The sequence below is a fragment of the Ureibacillus aquaedulcis genome (genome assembly GCF_030418165.1).
GTDB lineage: Bacteria > Bacillota > Bacilli > Bacillales_A > Planococcaceae > Ureibacillus > Ureibacillus aquaedulcis.
Genome location: NZ_JAUHTQ010000006.1, coordinates 56,109 through 82,533, shown reverse-complemented (window position 1 = coordinate 82,533; position 26,425 = coordinate 56,109). Strand labels below are relative to the sequence as shown.

The 26,425-nt window shown below is 39.4% G+C and carries 21 protein-coding genes and 1 other RNA gene; 20 read left to right on the top strand and 2 right to left on the bottom strand.

Features of this window, described 5'->3' with window-relative positions; genetic code table 11:
* Positions 1-663, top strand: a complete 663-nt coding sequence (gene nth, locus QYB95_RS09830; protein WP_301138167.1) for an endonuclease III — start codon at positions 1-3, stop codon at positions 661-663.
* On the top strand, positions 660-1,010 hold the full coding sequence (locus QYB95_RS09825) for a YpoC family protein (protein ID WP_301138166.1): 351 nt from the start codon (positions 660-662) through the stop codon (positions 1,008-1,010). The genes nth and QYB95_RS09825 overlap by 4 nt, the downstream gene beginning before the upstream one ends.
* Before the next feature lie 460 nt (positions 1,011-1,470).
* Here QYB95_RS09825 and QYB95_RS09820 read toward each other — a convergent pair whose 3' ends face one another.
* Both QYB95_RS09820 and recU read right to left on the bottom strand, forming a co-directional pair.
* The gene (locus QYB95_RS09820; RefSeq protein WP_301138165.1) at positions 1,471-4,137 is read right to left on the bottom strand and encodes a penicillin-binding protein 1A; all 2,667 of its coding nucleotides are present in this window, start codon (positions 4,135-4,137) and stop codon (positions 1,471-1,473) included.
* Positions 4,138-4,163: 26 nt separating this feature from the next.
* Complete coding sequence (recU, locus tag QYB95_RS09815) at positions 4,164-4,778, bottom strand: Holliday junction resolvase RecU (protein WP_301138164.1); 615 nt, start codon at positions 4,776-4,778, stop codon at positions 4,164-4,166.
* Positions 4,779-4,927: 149 nt separating this feature from the next.
* Between recU and QYB95_RS09810 the strand changes: the two genes are divergently transcribed.
* The 18 genes from QYB95_RS09810 (at position 4,928) to fabG (ending at position 26,425) form a co-directional block, all read left to right on the top strand.
* The gene (locus QYB95_RS09810; RefSeq protein ID WP_301138163.1) at positions 4,928-5,155 is read left to right on the top strand and encodes an endonuclease; all 228 of its coding nucleotides are present in this window, start codon (positions 4,928-4,930) and stop codon (positions 5,153-5,155) included.
* A 19-nt stretch (positions 5,156-5,174) separates the two neighbouring features.
* On the top strand, positions 5,175-5,546 hold the full coding sequence (locus QYB95_RS09805; RefSeq protein WP_301138162.1) for a YppE family protein: 372 nt from the start codon (positions 5,175-5,177) through the stop codon (positions 5,544-5,546).
* Positions 5,536-7,812 carry a DEAD/DEAH box helicase gene (locus QYB95_RS09800; RefSeq protein WP_301138161.1) on the top strand — a complete coding sequence of 759 codons (2,277 nt, stop codon included), beginning with the start codon at positions 5,536-5,538 and terminating at the stop codon, positions 7,810-7,812. The genes QYB95_RS09805 and QYB95_RS09800 overlap by 11 nt, the downstream gene beginning before the upstream one ends.
* 6 nt (positions 7,813-7,818) lie before the next feature.
* Positions 7,819-9,069: a ribonuclease H-like domain-containing protein gene (locus QYB95_RS09795; protein WP_301138160.1), complete on the top strand. Its 1,251-nt coding sequence runs from the start codon at positions 7,819-7,821 to the stop codon at positions 9,067-9,069.
* Between the two features lie 278 nt (positions 9,070-9,347).
* On the top strand, positions 9,348-9,647 hold the full coding sequence (gene gpsB / locus QYB95_RS09790; RefSeq protein ID WP_301138159.1) for a cell division regulator GpsB: 300 nt from the start codon (positions 9,348-9,350) through the stop codon (positions 9,645-9,647).
* Between the two features lie 119 nt (positions 9,648-9,766).
* Positions 9,767-10,149: RNase P RNA component class B (gene rnpB / locus QYB95_RS09785), an RNA gene on the top strand.
* A 253-nt stretch (positions 10,150-10,402) separates the two neighbouring features.
* Complete coding sequence (locus tag QYB95_RS09780) at positions 10,403-12,154, top strand: putative bifunctional diguanylate cyclase/phosphodiesterase (protein ID WP_301138158.1); 1,752 nt, start codon at positions 10,403-10,405, stop codon at positions 12,152-12,154.
* Positions 12,151-13,290: a THUMP domain-containing class I SAM-dependent RNA methyltransferase gene (locus tag QYB95_RS09775; RefSeq protein ID WP_301138157.1), complete on the top strand. Its 1,140-nt coding sequence runs from the start codon at positions 12,151-12,153 to the stop codon at positions 13,288-13,290. Before QYB95_RS09780 ends, QYB95_RS09775 begins: the two co-directional genes overlap by 4 nt.
* Positions 13,291-13,542: 252 nt before the next feature.
* Complete coding sequence (locus QYB95_RS09770) at positions 13,543-15,447, top strand: ATP-dependent DNA helicase (RefSeq protein WP_301138156.1); 1,905 nt, start codon at positions 13,543-13,545, stop codon at positions 15,445-15,447.
* Between the two features lie 157 nt (positions 15,448-15,604).
* A complete protein-coding gene (locus QYB95_RS09765; protein ID WP_301138155.1) occupies positions 15,605-18,790 on the top strand; it encodes an AfsR/SARP family transcriptional regulator in 3,186 nt (1,061 codons plus the stop codon).
* A 181-nt stretch (positions 18,791-18,971) separates the two neighbouring features.
* Entirely contained in the window at positions 18,972-20,198 is a 1,227-nt protein-coding gene (locus QYB95_RS09760; RefSeq protein ID WP_425609194.1) for a substrate-binding domain-containing protein, read from the top strand.
* 199 nt (positions 20,199-20,397) lie between these two features.
* Entirely contained in the window at positions 20,398-21,174 is a 777-nt protein-coding gene (locus QYB95_RS09755) for an ABC transporter ATP-binding protein (RefSeq protein WP_301138154.1), read from the top strand.
* Complete coding sequence (locus tag QYB95_RS09750; RefSeq protein WP_301138286.1) at positions 21,149-21,856, top strand: ABC transporter ATP-binding protein; 708 nt, start codon at positions 21,149-21,151, stop codon at positions 21,854-21,856. The genes QYB95_RS09755 and QYB95_RS09750 overlap by 26 nt, the downstream gene beginning before the upstream one ends.
* Positions 21,857-21,868: 12 nt before the next feature.
* Positions 21,869-22,732, top strand: a complete 864-nt coding sequence (locus QYB95_RS09745) for a branched-chain amino acid ABC transporter permease (protein WP_301138153.1) — start codon at positions 21,869-21,871, stop codon at positions 22,730-22,732.
* Between the two features lie 20 nt (positions 22,733-22,752).
* Complete coding sequence (locus QYB95_RS09740) at positions 22,753-23,757, top strand: branched-chain amino acid ABC transporter permease (protein WP_301138285.1); 1,005 nt, start codon at positions 22,753-22,755, stop codon at positions 23,755-23,757.
* Positions 23,754-24,788 (top strand): 3-oxoacyl-ACP synthase, encoded by a 1,035-nt coding sequence (locus QYB95_RS09735; protein WP_301138152.1) that lies wholly within the window; start codon positions 23,754-23,756, stop codon positions 24,786-24,788. The genes QYB95_RS09740 and QYB95_RS09735 overlap by 4 nt, the downstream gene beginning before the upstream one ends.
* Positions 24,775-25,701 carry an intracellular short-chain-length polyhydroxyalkanoate depolymerase gene (phaZ, locus tag QYB95_RS09730; RefSeq protein ID WP_301138151.1) on the top strand — a complete coding sequence of 309 codons (927 nt, stop codon included), beginning with the start codon at positions 24,775-24,777 and terminating at the stop codon, positions 25,699-25,701. Before QYB95_RS09735 ends, phaZ begins: the two co-directional genes overlap by 14 nt.
* Positions 25,685-26,425, top strand: a complete 741-nt coding sequence (gene fabG / locus QYB95_RS09725) for a 3-oxoacyl-ACP reductase FabG (RefSeq protein WP_301138150.1) — start codon at positions 25,685-25,687, stop codon at positions 26,423-26,425. The genes phaZ and fabG overlap by 17 nt, the downstream gene beginning before the upstream one ends.

The window sequence follows — 26,425 nt, the reverse complement described above, 5'->3', positions numbered from 1 at the left end:
ATGCTTACGAAAAAACAATGGGAGCATTGTTTGGAAGTAATGGGTGAAATGTTCCCGGATGCACATTGCGAGCTTGTTCACGATAGCCCTTTTGAGTTAACGATTGCAACACTTTTATCAGCACAATGTACCGATGTTCTTGTCAATAAAGTAACGAAAACTTTATTTCAGAAATATAAAACGCCAGAAGACTATTTGGCTGTTCCACTAGAGGAATTACAGAATGATATCCGATCGATTGGCCTCTATCGAAATAAAGCAAAAAATATACAACTTTTGTGCGAGAAATTACTAACTGAGTTCAATGGTGAAATTCCGCAAAGCCGTGAACAGCTTGTCACACTGCCAGGTGTTGGCCGAAAAACCGCAAATGTCGTCTTATCCGTTGCTTTTGATATTCCTGCTCTTGCAGTGGATACCCACGTGGAACGTGTTTCCAAACGTCTGGGCCTGTGCAGAATAAAGGACACAGTTTTGGAAGTGGAAGAAACAATCATGAAAAAGACGCCAAAAGAAAATTGGTCGAAAACCCATCACCAGCTTATCTTTTTTGGCCGCTATCATTGTAAAGCCCAAAATCCTCAATGTCATATTTGTCCACTTCTTGACGATTGCCGAGAAGGACAGAAGCGTCTGAAAAAAGGGTTGGTGAAGCAACTATGATCAAGGTTAATCAGGGGGCCATTGTAAAAGAACTGGTAGATCCATATTTTGAACAATGGAATGAATTAAGCAGCCTGATTCATAAAGCTCACGATCTTCGCAATGGCGAAGCAAAATCCTTAATGGACGAGGGAATTCAACTATTCGAAAATTGTATTATAAATTGTTCGGAAACCACTTCACTCTCTATCCTTGAAAGTGAAGAATACGAGGTGCTTCCAATCAACGGCATGGAACGCTTACAATTTATAAAAATGCGTCCAGGCCAATATGCTTGCTTCAGGCAGCTGGACGAACTATTTAAAGAACTAAAGAAGCGGCTGGCCCGTTTACGCATTAAATCATAATAAATTAAATGAAATAGAGCGACCCAGAAGCGAAAATTTTTGCTTTGGGTCGTTTTTTTTATTTTGGTGAACTTTAAGAATAGTGGGGGACTATTGAATTTAATTACTCTTATGAATTAGGCGGGTGGTTTGAATAGGTTTCGGTTTTGATTTTAGTGGGGGTAAAGTCTTCATACCACTAAAATGTCCTAAAGCAGGCATTATTATTAGGACAAACCGAGCAACAATCACCTGAAATGTCCTAAAGTAAGCTCTAACTAGATAAGCCGGGCAACAATCATCACTAAAATATCCAAACGTAAGCTCGGATGAGATCGCACTAGCAGAATCCAGCTCCTCAGCGGCGCAATATAAGCTAGAAACAGATATTCGCATTTGAATAACGAATAATCCCTAATAAAACCGCAAAAAAGGGCGATGAAAAAATTTAATTTTTCATCGCCCTTTTGCTTAATATAAGTTATTCTGGTGTTTCAGTTGGATCTGTTGGCTCAGTAGGTGTTTCTACTTCGCCTTCATCTCCCGGTCCAAACCACTCTTCGAAATCTTCATTTTCTTCGATTTCTCCGTTGTCATTTTCGTTTCCATCACCATTGCTGTTTCCATTATTGCCTTCGCCGTTATTGCCGTTTCCGTTGTTGCCATTGCCATTATCGCTACCATTGTCATTGCCGTTCCCGTTTTCTCCCTCGTCATTTCCATTTCCGTCTTCAGGATTTTCAGGATCTTCAGGGGAGTCAACTTCAGGTTCTTCTATCGCACCATCGATAAGAATAGAGACGGAAGCAGGTTCACTTCGCACATCGCCTGATACGGCAACTACTGTGAACGTGTAATTACGTCCAGCTTCAATATTTGAAACAGATACTTGCTTGTCTGGTGTTGTCGTAATGACAACTGGTTCTCCATCGTCAACAGCCATCGATACTTCAAAATTGATATCACTGTCTTCTTCGCCTGGAGGTGTGAATTCCCAAGATAAATCTATTAGACCATCTTCAACATTATTTGCTTGTAAGTTCGTTGGGGCATTAAGATCCTCTTGCACAAATTCCTCCGATACATGAGTCGGTTCTGTCCCTTTAACGAATAATTCTGTACGTCGCTTATCCGACGGTGTATAGTCACTAGCTAATTGAAGGGGACTTGTTCCAACTTCAATTGTTGCCTCCACCACTGAACTTGGTCTTTTAAACTCAGCGGTTTCCACATTAGCCGAAATCTCTGACATAATCGAACTAAATAGTCGTTGCGGTAAACGTCGCTCATCCCAAGTGGTGATTGGTTCCCCGCGAGTTGAATAACCGCTCCAAATGGAAATGGAGTAGTTTGTAGTGTAGCCTGAGAACCAAGAGTCCGGAACACTGCTTTCCGGTAAATCAAACTTGTCAAATTCATCTGCAGCATAGTTTGTTGTTCCCGTTTTACCAGCGATATCCAAGCCTGAAACGGCTGCCGCAGTACCTGAAGCGCCAGGTTTTGTGCTGACAACATCACGCAAAATATCTGTTACCATATATGCTGTATAGTCATTCATCGCCACTTCCGGCTTGGAAGCATACGACTTTTTGGATCCGTCTCGGTATTCTACTTCTTTAATTGCAGTAGGTTCGTTATAAATCCCATTGTTTCCAAATGCAGCATAGGCGGCCGACATTTGAATTGGACTCATCGTAATTTTACCGCCACCGATTGCGTCTGACTCATAGATTGTTTCTGTTTCGATTCCAAGCTTATTAATAAATTGTTCTGCGTCACCTATACCCACTTCTTGAAGCGTTTTTACTGCTGGGACGTTACGGGATTGATACAATGCTTCACGTACCGTCATTTTACCTAGATAATTATTATCAAAATTTGTGATAACCTGCTCTGAATTGGAATAGGTCATTGGTTCATCTGAAATCGTTTGACCTGTAGACCAATTTAAATTTTCTATGGCCGGGCCATAGTCAAGTAATGGTTTGATTGTAGAACCCGGTGAGCGGGTTGTTAAATCGTGTGCAAAGTTGTAGCCTCGGTCAGCATAGTTTCTGCCACCACCTATGGCCAAAATCTCACCTGTTTTTGTATCCACGACTGAAACGCCTGCTTGAATGTCTTCGGTAGGGAAGTTTTCAGGGTTATTCATGATACTTTCAACAGTTTGCTGTGCATTTGGATCAAGTGTTGTGTAAACTTTAAGTCCTTCTGCAAGTGCTTCTCCATCGCCTTTTTCCTCAAGCTCATCCAATACAACATCCAAAAAGGCATCATATTTAGTACCGGCTACTGATTGGCGTTCTTCTTCTGGAAGTAGACGGGAAGTAACATCAATTTCTTTTGCAGCAGCAGCTTCTTCTTCCGTAATCTTCTTATGCTGCACCATTAAGTCAAGCACTAAATCTCTGCGTTGTTGTGCACGTTCAGGGTTTTTATATGGGTTGTATCTGTTCGGACTTTGTGGCATACCAGCTAGCAATGCTACTTCATCCAGCTCCAATTCACTAGGTTTTTTGCCGAAGAAGTACTCCGAAGCCGTACCAAATCCGTAGATTCGACCCGACATAAGTATTTTGTTGAAATACATTTCGAATATTTCTTCTTTTTCATAATGCCTTTCAAGCTGGATAGCAAGCCAAGCCTCTTGTGCTTTACGTTTTAACTTTTTATCGTTGCTTAAAAATGAGTTTTTTACTACCTGTTGTGTGATTGTACTTGCACCTTGAGAGCCGAAGCCTTGTGTAAAGTTGGCAACAACGGCACTTCCTAAACGCCAGATATCAAGACCGAAATGGTCAAAGAAGCGAACATCCTCCGTTGCGAGAATTGCATCGATCATGTTCTGCGGTATATCTTCATATTCCACATATTTTCGACTTTCCGCACCGATTGATGCGAATAGTTCGCCATTGGCATCATAGAATTCAGATGATACCGGATCTTTCAGTAATTCTTCGTCCAGCTCCGGTGCTGAGCTTGCATAAACTGCAAACAGACCTGCACCGCCTATTAATCCAACAACGCCTATAATGACAATGGCTAGAAGGATTCGTTTAACCCAGTTTCCAACCGGTTTTTTCTGTTTTTTCTTTTGTAATTCACGCTCACGCTTTAATTCCTCGCGAGTTCGACGTTTTTCAGCCAAATTAATCTCCTCACTTTAGCAAACAATTAATTATCGTTTGTGATCATATTTTTTATTGCGGTTATGTAGTCAATCCTAGGATTGTAACCGGGTTTGATTTCAATGGTTTTTGATTCAAATACGCTTAATGGAATCGATTTTCTGCCGCCATTTTCCATCTCTAGCCAAGCTTCATGCAAAACGGTGAAAGGTACAATGAAATAACGGTCCAAAGTTGTAAATTTGACTACCGTAAATGCGATTCCTTTTTGATTTGTCACTTCTTTCATATGGTTTACTTGATGCTGGTGGACATTTTTTAATGGGAAGGAGGTTTTGCTTTCTGTTTCCTTTGCCTCAAAGTCAATATAGTATCCATTCCAAACACCATTAAAATCAGTAGTCGAAGGTGTACGGAAGTATGCTTCTCGAATAACTGCTGCGCTCCTTGATGGATACTCTACTTTGACGATTTGCACCGGAACAGGTTTCTTATGAATAATTGCAATTTGTTGATTTAGATAGTAAGTGTTTGTTTCGTTAATTTCTTCTTCAAGTGTTTTTCCTCGATTGCTAAAGGAGAAATCTTTTTTCTTTGAAGTAGTTTTTGTCTTTGGCGGCTCACTGGGCTTGTATGGTTTGCCATTTGGATAATGAATCATCGAAAAAAACACTCCTTCTTAAAGTAATACCCACTTTTAACATAACATATCGAAAATTTTGTTGTTTTAGCAACCTTTGTCTAGTTTTGGCATGTTGGAAGGGATTTGAATGGCTGCAAGGAATTTAAACTCCTAAAGGAGGAATGACCATGCATCGAATTCAAATGCTTATTTCACAACTTGAGTGTATAGATCAAATAATGACTGCGAAAATTGACAATGAAAGATCTCAAATTCACAACCAAATTTTTTCTCAACTAGGAACTACTTATCAAAAAGTAAGCTTAGCAGAAAAGCAGTTTCATGTAAAGAATGCCTGTTCCCCTATTACTAGTGTTAACAATGAATTTTTGGTACAATTAAAAGAAGAAATATAAACTTTTAAGAGGTACTAAAATGCAACTAATAGAACTATCAAAGCAATTATTAAATGAGTGTGATGCGTCGATTAGTCGCTTTTTTAAACAGCGTGAACTCGACGCAACACCTCAATTTTTTGAAGAAGTGAAACCACATGCGGATTACTATCAATCCGTTTTAATAGATTGGCAACAAAGTGCGTTAAAATGGATACAAGAAAATAATCCAAAATATATGCATAAATCCCAAATTCAAAACGTTGTGGATGCGATGAATCAATTTGTCGTGCAATCGTTTTATAAGGAAACAAGTAAAAAACGCTTTATTCAATCCGTTCAATCCGTGCATTACACACTATCTTTCTTTTTAAGATATTTAGAGGAGGGTGAAGAAGCGGATGTTCAATAAAAAACGATCGATTGATGATCTGCTTACTGAATGGCGGTTTGATGAAGAACTAAAACAAAATATATTGCATTGGCACACATTGGAAGCAAGACCTGCCAAATATGCGTCATTTCCCAAAGAACTGCATCCTTCCATAAAAAAAGCTTTAGAGTCAAGAGGGATCGAACAGCTGTATACACATCAAAGAGAAGCATTTGATTTAGCGCTTGACGGTAAATCCTTTACAGCTGTGACACCTACTGCTTCGGGGAAATCACTTTGCTATCATTTGCCTGTTTTGCAAAAGATTCTGGAAGATAAGTCGAGTAGAGCAATCTATCTTTTCCCTACAAAAGCACTTGCCCAAGACCAGAAATCGGATATAAATGAGCTAATTGAGGATATGGAGGAAGAAATTCTAAGCTATACCTATGATGGAGATACAGCACCTGCCATCCGGCAAAAAATTAGAAAAGCAGGGCATATTGTCATGACAAATCCTGATATGCTGCATTCGGGGATATTGCCGCATCATACAAAGTGGGTATCACTTTTTGAAAACTTGAAGTATATCGTAATAGATGAATTGCATACATATAAGGGAGTTTTTGGAAGCCACGTTTCACACGTAATTCGCAGGCTTAAAAGAATTTGCGCTTTTTATGGAAGTAATCCAATTTTTATTTGTACTTCCGCAACGATCAAAAATCCAAAAGAACTGGCAGAAAAGTTAACAAATACACAGCATGAGCTGATTGCGGATTCCGGTGCGCCCGTAGGCAAAAAAACGTTTCTATTTTATAATCCGCCCATTGTGCACCCGACTTTTGGCGTAAGGCGGAGCAGTATCTTGGAAGTTCGAGATTTGGCTACCCGCTTATTTGAAGCCGGGATTCAAACGATTGTCTTTGCAAAATCACGTGTGCGAGTTGAAATGCTCGTCACCTACTTAAAAAGCCTCACAAAAAACAAAATCCAGGATGAATCGATCCGGGGATACAGAGGGGGCTACCTGCCAACAGAACGGCGTAAAATCGAAAAAGGTTTGCGTGATGGAACGATACAAGTTGTGGTCAGTACAAATGCCTTAGAGTTAGGTGTAGATATCGGACAATTGCAAGCATGTATCATGACAGGTTACCCGGGCAATATTGCGAGTGCATGGCAACAGGCTGGGCGAGCAGGGAGAAGACAGGACTCGGCATTGATTATATATGTAGCAAACTCAACAGCACTGGATCAATATGTTGTGAATCATCCAACCTATTTATTGGGTAGTTCACCGGAAGAAGCATTGATCAACCCGGAAAATATCCTGATTTTAATGGACCATTTGAAATGTGCAGCCTTCGAATTGCCCTTTTCCGCGTCAGATACTTATGGGGAATTTGAGGTACAGGAACTGCTTGAGTTTTTGCAGGATGAAGGTGTGCTCGTCAAGACAAGTTCAACTTGGTATTGGATGAGTGAACGTTTTCCTGCACATGAAATCAGTCTACGTTCAGCTGCGCAGGAAAATGTTGTCATTATAGATCAGACGATTCCGGCTGGAACGAAAGTCATTGGTGAAATGGATACGTACAGCGCCATGACACTTTTGCATGAAGAGGCAATTTATCTTCACCAGGGAACGCAATTTCAAGTAGAATTATTGGATTGGGAAGAGAAAAAGGCATATGTACGGGAAGTAGATGTTGACTATTTTACAGATGCGAATCTAGCAGTAGAATTAAAAATACTAAATGAAGACAAAAGTGCGGCTTACAACTCCGCAACCGTCAGCTATGGGGATATAAGCCTCCTGGCAATTCCAACAATCTTCAAGAAAATCCGTTTTCAAACTCATGATAATATTGGCTCTGGCAAAATACATATTCCACCTCTTGAAATGCATACAAATGCTACGTGGATGTCCTTTAACTTGCCCGAAAACTGGTCGGAGGAGATGTTGACCGATGCACTAACAGGTGCTGCCTATGCGATTGGTTCATTTATTCCATTGTATATTCAATGTGACAGAAGTGATTTGTCAGTGGTGCCGCAAGTAAAATCCACGCATAATGATAAACCGACTCTCTTTATCTATGATAGTTATCCTGGAGGCATTGGATTATCAGAAAGAGTATATGATATTTTAGGGCCAATTTTGGAAGAAACGATTGGACATGTACAAAATTGCCCGTGTAAAAGCGGTTGCCCATCTTGTATTGGTGCACAAGATAGTTTGAATGAAAGCAAAGATAAAGTAATCAAGGTGCTTTCAATTTTATTGAATGAAATAGGGTGATCTCCCATGTCGTACGAAAATAAAATGCTGCAATTAAAACAAAAACTTGGCAAAAAGAAAGAACAGCCAAAAGAAAAGCCTGCATTCCTGCTACCGGAGAAACCATTTTATATGGAACAATGGGAAAGTACGGGATTAACAGTCATAGAGAATGATCTCGGTGTTCTATTTAAACGTGAGGTGACTTATCCACTCCATCATCAGCATGGATCGTACCAATTGGGGTCTTTGTATGATGCGATAGAGAAGTGGCAAAATACGACGATCGAGCATCCGTATGCAGTAGATTTCGAGGAATCGATTGTCTTTTTCGATACGGAAACAACCGGCTTAAAAGGTGTTGGAACGAATATATTTTTATTGGGCCTGCTCGAAGCATTTGACGACCGTTTTGTTTTAACCCAGTATGTATTGGCGGATCCAGCCAATGAAGCAGCCTTTTTATTTGAATCGAGGTTTTGGCAGCATAGCAGAACGGTTGTCAGCTATAATGGAAAAAGCTTTGACTGGCCACAATTGGAAACAAGGTGGACATTAAATCAACACATCCTGCCTAAATTGCGCTCTCAAAAACAAATTGACTTATTACATAGTTCAAAACGAATATGGAAAAATAATTTGGATAGAATGAAATTAACAAAGGTGGAAGAAGAAAAGCTCGGGTTTAAAAGACAGGGTGATATACCAGGATTTTTGGCACCAATTATTTATACGGATGCCGTTAAAAGTGGAAATGCTGAAGCATTAATGAAAGTGCTCCACCATAATGAATGGGATCTCCTTTCATTAGTAACACTCTATATCCACTCTACCAATCTATTGCTTGAGCGTGAATTATACGAATCGGCTACGACGTATACGAACATTGGGAAATGGTTTGGAGATTTAAAGCATGGTGATCAAAGTCAGGATGTATTATCTACCGTTACAAACAATTTTGATAAGGCTGATACAGGATTGGCACACTATTATTTAGCGTTGCAGCAAAAAAGAAATGGCCTATTTGCCGAAGCGGCAAATTCTTTTGAAAAAGCCTTATTTTTTATAGATAATCGAGAAAAACTAAAAGCATTGGAGCAGTTGGCAATAGTTTATGAACATCAATTTAAAGACTATGAAAAAGCAATATACTATACAAACCAAGGGATAAACCTAATCAATAACAATATCTTTTTGAAAAAAGAGCAAACAGAAAAGTTATCTGGCAAGTGGTTAAAAAGACTTCAAAGGATTGAAATGAAACTGATCAAGAGATAAATTAGGGAAGTTGACCAAAGAGGAATCGGAATATTTCCAGAATATTTAAAAATTAATTTCCCGGGCAAGCGCATGATTAGACAACAAAAGTGTGTTTGTGTCGATTAGCGTCAAGGGAGAAGGCTTAATTTGGCATCAAGATACAACGATATAGGCTAATGCGTTATCTTATTAATTCCGATAGCTAAGTTCTCTAAAATTGGTTACTTTCAATCCCTTTTGCAACAGTCTATGATATAATTGAAATATGTACCGTATGGCATGGAAGGGCGATGTGAATGGAAATTAAATTAAATTCAAAAATCATTTTGGAAAAAGAATTTAAAAAGGCGATGAAAGGTTACAGTGTTGACCAAGTAGATCAGTTTTTAGATCAAATTATGGAAGATTATGATACTTTTGAGAAAATTGTCGAAGAATTGCGAGCTGAAAACAAGCAATTAAAAGAAGAACTTGAAAATAATACAACAAGACGCCCACAAGTATCCCCTCCAACAGTAGGAAATACTAACTTTGATATTTTAAAGCGTCTTTCAAATTTAGAAAAGCATGTATTTGGAAGCAAACTGTTCGAATAACTTCTAAATCTAGTAAGGTTAGCAGTACTTGCCTTTATAATTATGACGAATTTATGCCAAATGCTAATCGATTGTTGTCTTTTTGATGATTTTTTAGTATAGTATACTCTATCATAGTCAAATTCGAGTAATCGCTGCAATATTATTGTAGAGGAAAGTCCATGCTCGCACGGTTCTGAGATGACCGTAGTGTTCGTGCTTACTGAAAAAATAAGGTAAGGCAAGGTAATTACCTTGACGGCGGAAGGAAGACCTAAGTCGTTTTCGATATGGTTGACACTTCCTGAAAGTGCCACAGTGACGGAGCTTTATGGGAAACCATAAAGGTGGAACGAGGTAAACCCCACGAGTGAGAAACCCAAATTATGGTAGGGGCACTCTCCAAAAGGAATTGAACGGATGGAGGGACGAGAAGTAATTTCTCGTAGATAGATGATTACTACCCGATTCGTACGAGGCTAATCGCCGTTTGAGTACCCGGGAACAAAACATGGCTTATGAATTTCTATGATTTTAATATTATTACTCATGCATGAATCATTCTTACTAATAGGTTTAACTCCCTGTTGTAGGTGGATTCATCAATTTACACAAACTAAAAGTAATGCATGTCACATAAGAGGCTCTCCATTCAAATTGGAGAGCTTTTCTTTTAGCGGAAAAGACAAGCTTAAGGTCTAGTACCCGTGAAAGAAAGGAATCGATAATGCCATCTTTGGGTCAATCGAGGTTTCTAAGTGAATGGGAGCGTCAATATGAGGGAAATATTTAATAACTTAGAATTATACCAACAAAATGGAAATCTACTTCAAACAACAAGTTTACTGCTAACAGTATTTGAAAACATTAATGAAGGCATTATGGTAACCGATGACAAGATGACTATTTTGTTTGTTAATAGTGCGTTTGAAAATGTAACTGGCTATAAAAGGGATGAGGTCGTTGGGAAAGGACCAAAAGTTTTACGATCGGGCGTACATAATCGTCAATTCTATTCTGAGATGTGGGTAAACATCAGAAAGAACGGGAATTGGCAAGGAGAAATTTGGAATAAAAGAAAATCCGGAGAAATTTATCCTGAATGGCTATCAATTATAGAAATAAAAAATCATGAAGGCAATTTAACGAATTATTGCGGTATATTCACAGATTTATCCGAACGAAAAAGGGTAGAAGAGCAATTGGAAGAGAGAGCTCTCAAAGACTCGTTAACAGAAGTAAATAACCGTTTTAGCTACCTGGAAAAAATGGAAACATTGTTAAACGAAGGCTCAAAAAATGGAATTTCGCAGCATGCAATTTTCTTCTTGGATCTAGATCGATTCAAACAAGTAAATGATACATTGGGTCATGAATTTGGGGATTTATTGTTGGTCGAAGTTGCTAACCGTTTAAAAAAATTATTAAGAGCCAAAGATATCGTTGCAAGGTATGGAGGAGATGAATTTGTTCTGACACTGACAAACATTCGCCACCCTCGTGAAGCTGCCCAATTTGCAGATGAAATCATAAGAGCAATCGAGAAACCGGTTAAAGTAAATAATCAGGAAATTTTCGTGTCTACAAGTATAGGAATTAGTATTTATCCGCATGATGGGAATACAACAGAAGATCTTTTGAACAGGGCGGATAGGGCAATGTATTATGTTAAACAGTCAGGAAAAAGCTCTTTCTCCTTTTACTTTGACGAATTAAATACAGATGCGAACCGACTCATTCTATTGGATTCTGAATTGAGGAAGGCTATTGAACACCGGGATTTTGTATTGTATTTCCAACCAAAAGTAGATGTCAAACTTAACAAAGTTGTCGGATTAGAAGCATTGGTTAGATGGAACAGCGAGAAATTAGGGTTTGTTTCACCTGCCGAGTTTATTCCATATGCCGAGGAAACAGGGCTGATAATTCCAATAAGTGAAATCATCCTGGAAAAAGCCTGTGAGGAATTGGTGAATTTAAGAAAGGCAGGATATTCGAAATTACCGATTTCAATCAATATATCGAGTATCCATTTTCAGCAATCGAATTTTCTAGAATCGATCCAAAGGATTTTGGAGAAAAATAATACATCTGCTCAAAACTTTGAAATCGAAGTAACGGAAAGAACAGTCATGAATAGTGATCAAGATACAATAAGCAAGCTAGTACGCTTAAAGCAATTGGGCTTTAAATTATCAATAGATGATTTTGGTACAGGCTACTCTTCGCTCAGCTATTTAGTGCGATTTCCGGTAGATTACTTAAAAATAGATAAAAGTTTTATTCAGCATATTGTAAGCCTTGCAGACAAGCAAGCGGTTGTGGATGCAATTATAAAAATGGCTCATCGGCTAAATATGCAAGTTGTTGCCGAAGGAGTGGAAAGCTTGCAGCAACTCAACTATCTAAACGAAATGGGTTGTGATTTTATACAAGGTTATTATTATAGTAAACCGGTTCCGATGGAGGAACTAGTCGAATTCCTTCAATTTTGGGAATATGAACAGCAAGGAGATATTGGATTATGACAAAATTTCAATTAGTGGCGACAGCAGCAATGGGTCTGGAATCAATTGTTGCACAGGAAGTACAAGATTTAGGCTATGAAACACGCGTCGAAAACGGAAAAGTTTATTTTGAAGGCGATGAAACGGCTATTGCAAGATGCAATCTTTGGCTACGCGTGGCAGATCGCGTGAAAATCGTCGTTGCCGAATTTCCCGCAAACACTTTCGACCAGTTATTCGAAAGCACTAAAGCGGTTGAATGGGAAAAATATTTACCAGTCGACGCTTCATTCCCTGTATCCGGGAAATCAGTAAAGTCGAAATTATATAGTGTTCCCGACTGTCAAGCAATCGTAAAAAAAGCCATCGTTGAACGAATGAAGATTCACTATAAACGTTTAGGTTTTTTAGACGAATCGGGTGCAACATATAAAATTGAGGTTTCAATTTTAAAAGATGTAGCAACTATCACAATCGACACTTCAGGTGCAGGTCTACATAAGCGCGGATATCGACAAATTCAAGGGGAAGCTCCATTAAAAGAAACATTAGCGGCTGCACTAGTGAAAATTTCAAAGTGGAGTCCTAGCAGACCGTTTGTTGATGTATTTTGCGGTTCTGGAACAATTCCACTGGAAGCGGCAATGATTGGGCAAAATATTGCACCTGGTTATAACCGTGAGTTTATTTCCGAGGAATGGTCATGGATGAAGGCGAAAATCTGGGATGATGCGCGCAATGAAGCGGATGATTTAGCGATTTATGATCAAGCTCTTGAAATAGTCGGTTCGGATATCGATCACCGCATGGTATCAATCGCGCAGGAAAATGCTCTGGAAGCTGGTTTTGGCGATATGATCACTTTCAAGCAAATGCAGGCAACAGACTTTACAACTAGACTGACAGATGGTGTAATAATCTCAAACCCTCCTTATGGAGAACGAATTGGTGAGAAAGAAACGATCGAGAAAGTGATAAGAGACTTTGGACAAGTTATGAAAGATTATCCTACCTGGTCTGTTTATATGCTTTCATCGATGGAAAATTTTGAAGAATTATATGGCAAGAAAGCGACGAAGAAGCGTAAACTATTTAATGGGTTTATTCGCACAGACCTCTATCAATATTGGGGTCAAAAGTCGAAACGAGATAACTAAATTGCAAGGTTTAACGGAAGGGGGGAGGACTCCCTTCCGTTTCAATGTCTTATCCAAATAAGACAATATTTTTTGTTTTATATGAAAGTATAAATTACGAACAGTGTCCAGCAGCAAGGTGATTGCATGTCGCGGATCGTTAAACCTAAAGCGATGTGAGTCATGTCGACGATACAACAGGGATGTTTTCGCTTTCGTCGACGGAAAGGCTTGCGCAAGCACCTTCCGCTTTTCATGAAGGAGATTAAAAGAATGAGACAGTCTTTACCGTTTGAACTTTCTAAGGATCGTTCCTTTTTCGATTCACTTGGTGATTGGATGGGCGATGTATTATATGATGAATTACCCGAAAAGGGTTTTGAATGCCGTGACGAACAAATTTTTATGGCCTATCAGATCGAACAGGCATTGAAAGAAAAAAATGTCTTGTTTGCAGAAGCAGGTGTAGGTACCGGCAAAACAATTGCCTATCTCTTACCTGCGATTTCTTATGCCCGCTATACAGGTCGACCTGCACTTATAGCATGTGCAGATGAGACATTGATCGATCAGCTGGTCAAAGAGGGCGGAGATATATATAAACTGACAGAACATCTAGGGTTAACGATTGATGTTCGATTAGCAAAATCAAGAAACCAATATCTATGCCTAAAGCGCTTTGAAGAAACTGAAAAAGTTGTGACGGAGGAATGGATTGACGATATAGCGATGTCCATTCCAGATGGTGTATATGCACAAGGGTCTATGCTTACGGTTAGTCCATATGGAGCTAGAAGCGATTACTCGGCTATTAGTGACGAAGATTGGCAAAGTGTCAATTACAATGCCATTATGCAATGCTCTACGTGCGATATGCGAAATCGTTGTGGTCAAACACTGCATCGTGCGCACTATCGCAGTTCTTCTGATTTAATTATTTGTTCGCAGGATTTTCTTATGGAGCATCTAGCTACGAAAGAATCCCGCGAGCGAGAAGGGCAATTGCCATTACTTCCGGAAGTATCAATGATTGTTCTTGATGAAGGACATTTACTGGAATACGCTGCCCAAAATGCAATGACAGTCAAGGTTCAAGGCTATACAATTGTTAACTTATTGGAACGCTTAATGGTGGATGGCGTTCGGGAAAAAACACTATATGCCATGGAAACATTGCAGGACCATCATGAACTTTTCTTTGATCAACTTCGTGATGATGTTGTTCCTTCAGAAGAGGAAAGAAAGGCGATCAAGAAATCGGATCGGCTTTTAAGCATCGGGAAACAATTGATTGCCGATGTGGAACGATTATTGGAAGAGTTTGTCTTTGAATCTGAGTTATATATGATACCAGAATATGAATTAAATATGGCTGAAGAGTTTCTGGAACAATATCAAGCGGCGATCCGTATTTTTATTGCCCAAGGCGATGCAGTCGACTGGCTGGAAGAAACCGATGGCGAAGAAACATTAGTCATTATGCCGCGATTGATAACGGATGTGCTGGAAGAAAAACTATTCTCTAAAAAACTGCCTATTGTCTTCTCGTCAGCAACTTTATCTGTGGGTAAAGATTTTTCTTATATTGCTTATAGTTTAGGCATTAAAAAGTATCAATCCTTTAGTGTGCCATCGCCTTTCGATTATGAAGAAGTGATGAAGGTGCACTTGCATGAATTGAAACAAGAAGAAAAAACTGCCACAGTAGAAAAGTTATTACAGGAAGGACAGCAGCAAACCTTAATTTTATTTAAATCTAAGCAATCCATGCTTACGTTTAAATCAAAATTATCGATGATGTCAAAATTGTCAATGGCTTTCGAGGGCGATCGTGAGTTATCGGCAATCGTACGTGATTTCCAGGAAGGTACTATAAACACTCTTTGTTCTTACCATTTGTGGGAGGGGCTGGACTTACCGGAAGAAGCGTTAACGCGTGTCATCATTTATGATTTACCTTTCCCTCCACAAGATCCTTTATTCGATGCGAAAAGAGCGTTCTCCGAAAATCCATTTGAAGAAGTGGAGCTGCCATTTATGCAGCTAAGACTTCAGCAAGGAATTGGAAGACTCATTCGTACTTCGAATGACTATGGAGATATTCATATCTTCCTAAATGAAAACGAAGTACAATACAAATCTGAATTTGTTAATATCCTACCGGTTCAGCCTATCTAAAATATAAGCAGAAGTTCGTTCGCGGACTTTTGCTTTTTTTAGTTTCAAGGAAGTGCATTTTAAGGTAAAATATCCTAAAAAGTTTATTTTTTTCTGGAAGTTAATCATATTATTCTAGAAAGAGTATTTTTTTCTTTAAGGGGAGGGGATTAGCCAAGTGCAAAATATTCTTATGTCAAAGCTTATTCCACCGGATCCATCTATTTACTATTTAAGAAGAAGGAACTTATTGAAAAAACTATCGAAAAGCGAGACGATGAAATTAACGATTGTACATAGTGGAGCAGGCTTCGGGAAAACCTCTGCACTTGCCCAATTAATGGCCGATAGTGAACATCTGTTTTCATGGTATCAAGTAACAGAGGAAGACGATGATACTCTACCTTTTTTTAGACATTTGTTTTATAGTATTCAACGAATCTACCCCCAATTTGGGACTTCTATGGGCGGATGGGACAATTTTACAAGTTTCTTGAATCTTGAAGAATTAAATAAACTAGCTCTCCTTTTCATCAATGAATTTTATAAAATTAATAAGAAATTATTTATCGTAATTGATGATTTTCATGTCGTCCATCATGTGTTCCAGATAAATTTCATTCTGAACAAGATTATTGAAAATCTACCCCCAAAAATACATCTCATTGTAGCTTCGAGGATCTATCCAAACTGGAATTGTCTTTTACCGCTTCGTATGAATGGGAAAATCATCGAATGTAAAGAGGAAGATTTTGTCTTTACCACAGAAGAAGTGCAAGTGCTATTTGAAGATTTTTATGATAGAAAATTGACCTCGGAAGAAACCGAAGCAGTTCTTTCTGTCACGGAAGGTTGGGCTATTGCAGTATGTTTGTTGGCCTTTCAATCAAATGAGCTGGTGCTTCCGATTGAAGAAATTGCAAATCTATCCTTGCATGATTTTTTTGCTTATATTTCTGAAGAAGTTTTTGAAACGTTGAATGAAGCAGAAAAAGATGCTCTATTAAAATGTAGTATCTTTCAATCTTTTACTCTGGATGAAATTGGTGCAATCTATGATGAAGAGGTTGCCTCCAAGATAAAGTCGGTTGTTAAACGGCAATCATTTATTCAGCCGTTAATCGGATTTGAAGAGTTTCGTTTTCACGCACTTTTTCATCAATTTCTGGAAATGAAGCTTTTGGAGAGAAATAAACATAAATATACCACGCTTCACAAAAAAGCAGCTGATTACTTTAGAAAAACAAACAAAGCCATTAAGGCACTCTATCATAGCGGCAAATCTAAAGATCAACAGTTGATTACAGACAGTCTGGTTCACTTTGCCGGCTATTTTATAGAGGCCGGTCAATTTGATCACTTTTTAGAGAGAATCAAAGAGTTGTCCATAGAAACAAAGGAAGAACGCTTTATACTGTATTTTTACGAGGGTGAATGTCAGCGTTTTAGGGCTCAATATGAGAAAGCAAAGAGAGCATATGAAAAATGCTTAAGATTAGCACAAATACAGCAAGATGACTTAGCTACCTTAAGAGCAAATGCCGGTATGGCTCATATTTATCTAGATACAATCCAGCCCGCGTTGGCGGAGAACTATTTAATTGAGGCATTGGAGCTTGCGGAAAAAGTTGAACTAGAACAAGAGGAAGTATATTTGCTGGAAAGGCAATATGCCGAAAATTTGGTGAATCTAGGCAGAGCAGGAGAAGCTGAGGAGAGAGTAAAGAGAAAAGGATTGCCTGACCATATCCTGATAAAAGGTAATTTGGACGTGCGTATGCTGCTTAGGCAGGGAAAACTGGTTGAAGCAGGCCGACTATTCCAAAAACGGGAGGGGCGGGAAATTCTTGCACTGGATGCTCATCGGGAGTCGGATGTATTGCATGCTTTAATATTGACTCTAATCGGCAATATTGAGGAAGCCTTTGATTATGCAACAATGGCTATCCAAAATAGTGTAAAGGACTATGCTGAATATGCAGAAGCTGTAGCATATTTACGTAAAGGACATGCAATGATGCTGCTATCCCCCAAATTCCTGAAAGCAGCCGAAAATTGCTATTTAAAAACAAACGATTTAATGGATGGAATTCATGTAACAAGGGCAAAAGCGGAAAGTTATATGGGGTTGGCGCTTGTGAAATCACGTCAAGGATATCTTCAGGAAGCCATATCCTATGCGAACCAGGGGCTATATGAAACGGAGAGGGTACAGGATCAGTGGGTATCGGCTCTTCTATTGACGGCATTTACGGTGATTTATGTCGAAGGCGATAATTTTGGAAAAGCGAAAGAATGTGCCCAAAAGGCAAACACTCTTTATCAAAAAAGTCCTGATTACTTCGGGGAGATGGTGACAAACTTTTGGCTCGCCTTAATCTCTTTTCGACAAGGAAGCAATAAAGAGTTCAATCATTACTTCTTGCAATTTTTGACACTTTGCCAAAAACACCAATATTATTTTTTCTTGCAGAAACAAACCTTGTTGGGACCAAGATTAAGCGTAATCTTGGAAATTGCAAGCGAGTGGGTATCCCAAAACAATAATGAAGAAAGCCATTCTCTGATACAGCTATTGCAGGTGAAAAGAGGTTCGCCAAAACCCAAACATTCTTTTGAGCTTGTGTTATTTGGCCCCTTCATCATGATGCGGGATGGAGACGAAATTGCCGATAAAGAGTGGAAGAGGGAAAAAGCAAAGGAATTATTTTTAGTTTTATATATCAACCGCCACAGATATGTTTCAAAAGAAGAAATCATGCACACCTTGTGGCCAAACAGTGATGAACAATCAATGAATCGAGATTTTAAAGTAGTTTACAATGCATGCCTAAAAGTAATCGAACCAAATCGCTCACCACGGGACGAAAGTGCCTATATTGTGAGGAAACAATCTATGTACCGTCTGCACCAAAGTATTGCTTTTTCAAGTGATATAGATGTTTTTAAGGTATGTGCACAAAGAGGTCTGGAAGAAAAGAATCCGAAGATGGGTTTAGAATGGCTGCATCTGGCTGCTTCACTTTATAAGGGGGATTTGCTGGAGGATTTTCAAACTGCAGAGTGGCTAACTCAGCAAAGAGAGGAATTAAGGCGACTCTATATCCTTGTGATGGAACGAATTGCACAAAATTATACGCGATTAAAAGAGTTTCAAAAGACGATTGAGTGGGCACAGAAATTATTGCAGCTTGAAGAAACATGGGAAGAGGGCTACCGGTTGATCATGCTTGCCTACTATTATCAAGATAACCGTCCACAAGCGGTAAAGTGGTATGAAAAGTGCGTAAAAATTTTGGAAGATGAATTAGCTATTGAACCAATGGAAACAACGGAACAAATTTTTGAAATGATTTCACGCTAATTGTTTACAAGGTAATCTTGTATGCAGTTGGCTTTTTTTTTCACATAATAGTTCCGCTTCATCTTTGTAACTAATTTGTAACTGGAGTAGTTTATTTTATACATGAAGCAGGAATTGTAAGCGCTTTAATTAAATAAAGGGGGGTACAAAATTGAAAAGGTTTTGGTCATTATTTTTAATTATGGGATTAGTTCTCTTACTGATGGTTGCTTGTAGTGAAGATGGAACGACTTCAACAGAAGATGAGGCAAACTCTGAAGAAGGTACAGCGTCAGGAGATAGTACGGAAACTGCGGAATCTGCCGGAACAATTAAAGTTGGGGTGCTTGCTTCTTTAACGGGTGCATTGGAATCATACGGAAAACAAACTCAAAAAGGGTTTGAACTTGGACTCGAATATGCAACAAAAGGAACAATGGAGGTTGCAGGCAAAAAAATCGAAGTGGTTTGGGAAGATACAGAGACAAAGCCGGAAGTAGCGGTGCAAAAAGCAACAAAATTATTGGAAGATGATGGCGTCGATTTCTTGGTGGGATCTTCGAGTTCGGGAGACACTTTAGCCGTGCTTCCACTTGCTGAGGAATACGAAAAAATCATGATTGTTGAACCTGCTGTTGCGGATAGCATTACAGGCTCGGAATTCAATCCATATATATTCCGGACTGCCCGGAATTCTTCCCAAGATGCCTATGCTGCGGCTGCAGCTATAGCAGGTGAAGGCGTCAAAATTGCAACATTTGCACCTGATTACTCATTTGGCTGGGATGGTGTCTCGGCATTTAAGGACGCAGCAGAAAAATTAGGTGCTGAGATTGTTGCCGAAGAATATGCAGACCCGGCGGCAACAGATTTTACTTCCAATCTACAAAAGATTGTTGAAGCAAAACCAGATTATTTATTTGTTGTTTGGGCTGGTGCGAACTCTCCATGGAATCAAATTGCAGATTTAAAACTGCAGGAAAAAGGAATCAAAATTTCTACGGGAGCACCGGATATTGTTGCGCTTCAGATGATGGGACCACTAGTTGGAATGGAAGGATTTTCTGTTTATTATCATACGCTGCCAGACAATGAAGTAAATGATTGGTTAGTAGAGGAACATAAAACACGTTTTAACGGTGAAGTACCTGACTTGTTTACACCTGGTGGATTCTCGGCGGCAGTGGCAATTGTTACAGCATTGGAAGCATCTGGTGGGAATGCAGATGGTAATACGTTGATACCGCTCATGGAAGGAATGTCCTTCGAAACACCAAAGGGAACAATGACATTCCGCGAAGAAGATCATCAAGCATTGCAAACAATGTATTCGGTTCGTTTAGAAACTGTGGATGGTTTTGATTATCCTGTGCCGGTGCTAATCCGCGAATTAAGCCCTGAGGAAACAGAACCTCCAATCATGAACTAGTTGGGTCATCAATCGAACAGACCAACACGTTTGGTCTGTTTCTCTTAAAATCTTTTCTCCTGGTCAGTAAAGAAAACTAGGAAACTGGGGTTGTCCATTAATTTGAAAAAAATGTCCACTAAAAACGATAAGGTATCCAATAAATTAGCAGACTTCAATTCTTCCAAAGATTTTAAGAGAAACAGAAAGGAGAATCAAGATGGAGCCAATTATACGTACAAAGGATTTGTCCATCCAATTTGGCGGGCACAAAGCGGTGGATCGCGTGAATTTTGAAATGCCCGAAAAGCACTTCAAGTCGATTATCGGTCCGAATGGTGCTGGCAAAACAACCTTCTTTAACCTGCTTAGTGGTGAATTAAGGCCGACTGAAGGAGATGTATTTTTTAAGGGTGAATCATTAGCAAAATACTCTTCAGTGGAGAGGACACGCAAAGGTCTGGGGAGATCATTTCAAATTACAAATGTCTTTCCTAATCTGACTGTCCTCGAAAATGTTCGGTTGGCGGTACAGTCAAAGGAAAAAGTAAGGTTTCATTTTATCAAATCTTATCGCAGTTACAAAAAAATAACAGAAGAAGCACTAGTGATACTAGATCAAGTACTGCTGCTCAATAAGGGTGAGGCAATTGCCAGTCAGTTATCCCATGGTGAGAAGCGCAAACTTGAAATTGCCATGCTGCTCGCACTGGATACAGAAGTACTATTGTTGGATGAACCAACAGCCGGCATGTCTTTGGAAGAAGTACCGACAATTTTGGATGTTATACGTACCATCAAACAACGCGGCAATAAAACCATTCTATTAATAGAACACAAGATGGATATGATTCTGGATTTATCCGATTCGATCATGGTGTTATTTAATGGAAAATTACTCGCGGATGGTACACCAACTGAAATTATGAATAATGAAACCGTTCAGAATGCATATTTAGGAGGGCTTTATGATGGAGAGCTTGTTGAAACTTCATAACATCCAAACACATATTGGGCAGTTCCATATTTTACAGGGCATTCAATTTGAAGCTAGGGTAGGTGAGGTTTCCGTACTATTAGGCCGTAACGGAGCCGGGAAAACAACTACATTAAAAACAATTATGGGGCTAACGCCAGCATCAAGTGGTTCTATAACCTTTTTGAATGAAGAGATATCGAAAAAGCCCACATATGAGATTGCCAATACTGGAATTGGGTATGTGCCGGAGGATCAGGGTATTTTTGCGCAGCTAACGGTAGAAGAAAATATAAAGGTTGCCATGCGTAAAGAGACGAGTGAAGCGTTTGAAAGGCAGGAGTATGTGTTGACTCTATTTCCGGACCTTAAGAAGTTCTGGAAAAAAGCCGGCGGAAATTTATCTGGTGGTCAAAAACAGATGCTGGCAATGGCAAGGGCCTTTGTCAATGATAGCAAGCTTTTGCTGATCGATGAGCCTTCAAAGGGATTAGCACCGATCGTTGTTGAAAAAGTGATGGAAGCAATTATGGAAATGAAAAAAAGAACGACCATTGTCCTCGTTGAACAAAACTTTTTCATGGCAAGCCGTATTGGAGACACGTTTACCCTGATTGATGATGGTCGAACTGTGCATACAGGTGCCATGAATGAATTAATTTCGGATGATGCAATGAAACATAAGTATTTAGGCATTGGGTAAGGGGTGAGTCGAGTGGATTTACTTATAAGTTTGATAATTAATGGGTTGGCAACAGGAATGCTAATCTTCTTACTTGCAGCTGGGCTTACGCTAATTTTCGGCTTGATGGATGTACTCAATTTTTCTCATGGTGGACTCTTCGTATGGGGTGCTTATACAGGTGTGTTTACCTATATAATTACAGAGAGTTTCATAGTCGGAATAATGGTTGCCATTTTAACAGGTATGGTATTGGGCTTCTTAATGGAAAAGTTGATCATTACACCTGTATACGGCAATCATGTACAGCAAATCTTAATCACTCTTGGTTTTATGCTGGTATTGCAAGAAATGATTAAAGTAGTGTTTGGACCGAATGCAATTCCTGTCAAAGTACCGGATTATCTAGCCGGCAGTTGGGAAATGGGTGAAGTCATTATTATTAAGTACCGGATATTCATTATCGTTGTCGGTTTTATTGTTTTTGGAGTATTCCATTATATTTTGACACACACAAAAATTGGGCTGATTGTCCGTGCAGGTGTGATGAATAAAGAAATGGTGCAGGCACTCGGCATTAATATAAAGAAAGTATTTTTGTTCGTCTTTATGACTGGGGCTGCTCTTGCAGCCATTGGTGGAATGTTAATGGCCCCTTATTCAGGTTCTATTTACGCAGAAATGGGAATGGAGTTTGCCATATTAGGATTTATTGTCGTGGTGATTGGCGGTATGGGGAGTTTTTCCGGCTCCTTGCTTGCGGCAATTTTAGTAGGATTGGCTGGAAGCTTTATGGCTTACTATATTCCATTTTTATCATTGGCGGTCAATATGATCTTGATGGCCATCGTATTAATTTTCCGTCCTCAAGGCTTATTCAGGATGGCAAAGGAGTGAGCTTCTTGAAAACATCAAATCTGGTTTCCAAATATCATGTTCTGTTTCTCATTATTTTACTATTCCTAATTGCCTTTCCTTTTGTAGCTGATTCACGGACATTAACTATTTTATTTACGCAAATTTTTATTTTTTCGATATTGGCAATGAGTTATGATATTTTGCTCGGTTATACGGGAATTGTTTCTTTCGGCCATGCAATGTTTTTTGGTATCGGTGCGTATGCAACAGCTATACTGCTGAATACCTTTGAACCGACAATTGGCGTGTTTATTGGGTCTATTGCAGTTGGCATTGTTCTTTCGGGATTCGTAAGTTTCCTTGTTGGGCTCTTAACCTTGAGATTGAAGAGCCACTTTTTCGCCATGTTAACCTTGGCAATTTCGGGACTGTTATTAGTTGTAGCGGAAAAATGGCGTACTGTGACAAAGGGGAATGACGGTTTCACTTTTCGGGCACCTGATATTTTCAAGGATCGCATCGTCTTTTACTTTTGTGTACTTGCCTGCTTGGTCATCGTCTTCCTGATTCTTAGGCGCTTTGTTCAGTCTCCTCTTGGAAGATTACTGATTGCTGTACGGGAAAATGAACAACGCACACGTTCTTTAGGGTTTAAAACATTGCATTATAAAGTCATAGCTTCTGTTGTTGCCGGTGTTATAGCGAGTTTGGCAGGGTCATTATATGCAGTTTCCCTCCGATTCGTCAATACGAGTGTTATGGCAATGGATATTACGCTCGATGCTCTTCTGATGACAATCATTGGAGGTGTGGGAACGTTGGTAGGGCCAATCGTTGGTTCTGTCGTGATTGAATTTGCACAGCATTATTTATCTGGTCTTGCAAGGGATTTCCCAATCTTTGAAAGATGGATTATCTTCTTCGGTATTATATATATTTTAGCAGTTATCTTTTTCCCGAAAGGAATTGTAGGATCCATTCTTCAAGCTCTTTCTAAATGGAAATCAAAACATGAAGATAGGAAAATCTTTGCTTTAGAAAAAGATAAGGAGCATTCGCCATGAACGTAGGAATCTTAGGGATCGGAGTCTATTTGCCAATCGAAAGAATGACCGCTGAAGACATAGCGGAAAAAGCAAGCCTCCCCATTGAGGTCGTAAAAACAAAAATGGGGATAATAGAAAAAAGAGTAGCAGGCCAAGATGACCATACAGTACAGATGGCCATCCGGGCTGCCAGAAATGCAATCAATCATGCCAATATTGATGGAAAAGAGATTGATGTGATTATCTATTTTGGTGAAGAACATAAAGAATATCCTTTATGGACGGCTGGGATCAAGATTCAAGAAGAAATTGGTGCGACAAATGCCTGGGCTTTCGACATACAGCTCAGGTGCGGTACGGCGATTCTGGCAATGAAACTCGCAAAAAGTCTAATGCATTCGGACGAAAATATCAGAACAGTTTTACTTGCAGGGGGTTACCGTAATCATGACTTGATTGACTATCGAAATGAACGAACGCGTTTTATGTTTAATCTAGGCGCAGGTGGGGGTGCACTCATCCTTAAACGCGATAGTTCAGAAAACCTTATCTATGAAGCGGATATCATGACGGATGGGTCTTTTTCCGAAGATGTCATTGTACCGGTTGGAGGAACCAGGCAGCCTCTGACAGCCGAACACATCATGATGGGATTATATCGTTTGGATGTAACAGATCCCCAAGGAATGAAGACAAGATTGGAACAAAGATCCCTTGATAACTTTATCAAGGTGATCCGGAATTCCTTAACTAAAAGCGGGTTCCATGAAAAAGAATTAGCCTATATCGGAATGCTCCATATGAAAAGATCAGCCCATGACTTTGTTTTAAGGACATTCCACTTAAAAGAGGAAAACTCGATTTATTTATCGAACTACGGACATATCGGTCAAATTGATCAAATTTTATCATTACAACTCGCCTTGAATGAGAAAAGAATACAGGATGGGGATGTACTGACACTGGTTAGCGCCGGAATTGGATACGCATGGGGAGCTATAACAATTCAATGGGGAAAACAAAGGGGGAGAAGAGATGACAGTCTCTGAAAATTTGAAATCAGTGAATTTGCAAAATGGAGAACAAATTTCGTATCGTGTACGCTCAGGGGGAGAAAAGCTTCTGCTTTTGATTCATGGCAATATGACCTCCTCGAAGCATTGGGATTTGCTTATGGAGTCATTAAGCTCGGACTATACCATAGTTGCTCCTGATTTAAGAGGTTTCGGGCAATCTACTTATAATAAAAGAGTTCAGCATATAAGAGATTTTAGTGATGATATCAAGAATTTTATCGATTTACTTAACTTGAAAGATTTCAGTATGGCTGGGTGGTCGACAGGTGGAGCAATCGCGATGCAGTTTTGCATAGATTATCCTGGATACTGCAACAAGCTGGTTCTTCTTGCCTCGGCTTCTACGCGCGGCTATCCATTTTATAAGGCAAATAATGAGGGATCAGCAGAAGTATCACAGCGATTTACTACTATTGAGGAAATAGAGGCAGATGAAGGGCGGACACTTCCGATGCAAGCTCTCTATGATACTGGAAATAGAGAAGGCTTAAGGGCTGTTTGGAACGCTGCGATTTATACGCATAATCAACCCGAAGAAGATCGATATGAGGAATATATAGATGATATGTTGACACAACGGAATCTTGCAGATATTTATCATGTGCTGAACACATTCAATATCAGCCATCTGGATAATGAGGCAGCGAAAGGTACCGGTAAGGTTAATCAAATTAATATTCCGGTTTTAATCCTGTATGGCGAGCGGGATTATGTCGTTCCCTTCCAAATGACCAATGAAATCATCGAAGATTTTGGGGAAAGGGCAAAATCAGTGAAGCTTGTTAATTGTGGACATTCGCCCCTTGTAGATGATTTAGGGCAATTAACCGAACAAATCGAATCTTTTTTAAAGGAAGGTAGCAAAAAGAATGCGATTACAGAATAGAGTTGCCATTATTACAGGTGGAGCAAATGGAATTGGGAAGGCCGCATGTGAAACGTTTTTAAATCAAGGTGCAAAAGTTGTAATCGCTGACTTTGATGAGGCAAGCGGCAAGGAATTGGAACAGCATTTCCAAAACCAAGGTAAAGAGGTTCTGTTTATTGCGGTAGACGTAGCAAGTCAAGAAAGTGTCGAGAACATGGTAGCCCAAGTACTGGCTCATCATGAAAAGATTGATATTTTAATCAATAACGCCGGTATTACACGGGATGCCATGCTCGTAAAAATGACGGAACAGGATTTTGACCGCGTACTAGATGTGAATCTAAAGGGAGTTTTTAATTGCACTCAAGCAGTGGTCCCCCATATGGTGTCAAGAGGTTACGGCAAGATTATTAATACTTCTTCGGTAAGTGGCGTTTATGGAAATGTAGGACAAACCAATTATGCTGCAACGAAAGCTGCCGTAGTGGGGATGACCAAAACCTGGGCAAAAGAATTTGGCCGCAAAGGCATCAATGTAAATGCAGTTGCCCCTGGATTCACCAAAACGGCAATGGTAGAGAAAATGCCCGAAAAAGTGATTCAGCATATGGAATCCATAGTGAGCCTCCAAAGATTAGGAGAAACAGAGGATATTGCAAACGCTTATCTCTTCCTCGCATCGGAGGAATCAAGCTATATTACAGGTCATGTTTTGCACGTAGATGGTGGAATTATGATGTGA

What these genes read in the sequence shown, in the direction of transcription:
- phaZ (WP_301138151.1), top strand. Translation starts at nt 24,775, where the DNA reads ATGACAGTCTCTGAAAATTTGAAATCAGTGAATTTGCAAAATGGAGAA.
- QYB95_RS09775 (WP_301138157.1), top strand. Translation starts at nt 12,151, where the DNA reads ATGACAAAATTTCAATTAGTGGCGACAGCAGCAATGGGTCTGGAATCA.
- QYB95_RS09810 (WP_301138163.1), top strand. Translation starts at nt 4,928, where the DNA reads ATGCATCGAATTCAAATGCTTATTTCACAACTTGAGTGTATAGATCAA.
- gpsB (WP_301138159.1), top strand. Translation starts at nt 9,348, where the DNA reads ATGGAAATTAAATTAAATTCAAAAATCATTTTGGAAAAAGAATTTAAA.
- QYB95_RS09800 (WP_301138161.1), top strand. Translation starts at nt 5,536, where the DNA reads ATGTTCAATAAAAAACGATCGATTGATGATCTGCTTACTGAATGGCGG.
- QYB95_RS09760 (WP_425609194.1), top strand. Translation starts at nt 18,972, where the DNA reads ATGGGATTAGTTCTCTTACTGATGGTTGCTTGTAGTGAAGATGGAACG.
- fabG (WP_301138150.1), top strand. Translation starts at nt 25,685, where the DNA reads ATGCGATTACAGAATAGAGTTGCCATTATTACAGGTGGAGCAAATGGA.
- QYB95_RS09825 (WP_301138166.1), top strand. Translation starts at nt 660, where the DNA reads ATGATCAAGGTTAATCAGGGGGCCATTGTAAAAGAACTGGTAGATCCA.
- QYB95_RS09735 (WP_301138152.1), top strand. Translation starts at nt 23,754, where the DNA reads ATGAACGTAGGAATCTTAGGGATCGGAGTCTATTTGCCAATCGAAAGA.
- QYB95_RS09780 (WP_301138158.1), top strand. Translation starts at nt 10,403, where the DNA reads ATGAGGGAAATATTTAATAACTTAGAATTATACCAACAAAATGGAAAT.
- QYB95_RS09750 (WP_301138286.1), top strand. Translation starts at nt 21,149, where the DNA reads ATGGAGAGCTTGTTGAAACTTCATAACATCCAAACACATATTGGGCAG.
- recU (WP_301138164.1), bottom strand. Translation starts at nt 4,778, where the DNA reads ATGATTCATTATCCAAATGGCAAACCATACAAGCCCAGTGAGCCGCCA.
- QYB95_RS09805 (WP_301138162.1), top strand. Translation starts at nt 5,175, where the DNA reads ATGCAACTAATAGAACTATCAAAGCAATTATTAAATGAGTGTGATGCG.
- nth (WP_301138167.1), top strand. Translation starts at nt 1, where the DNA reads ATGCTTACGAAAAAACAATGGGAGCATTGTTTGGAAGTAATGGGTGAA.
- QYB95_RS09795 (WP_301138160.1), top strand. Translation starts at nt 7,819, where the DNA reads ATGTCGTACGAAAATAAAATGCTGCAATTAAAACAAAAACTTGGCAAA.
- QYB95_RS09755 (WP_301138154.1), top strand. Translation starts at nt 20,398, where the DNA reads ATGGAGCCAATTATACGTACAAAGGATTTGTCCATCCAATTTGGCGGG.
- QYB95_RS09770 (WP_301138156.1), top strand. Translation starts at nt 13,543, where the DNA reads ATGAGACAGTCTTTACCGTTTGAACTTTCTAAGGATCGTTCCTTTTTC.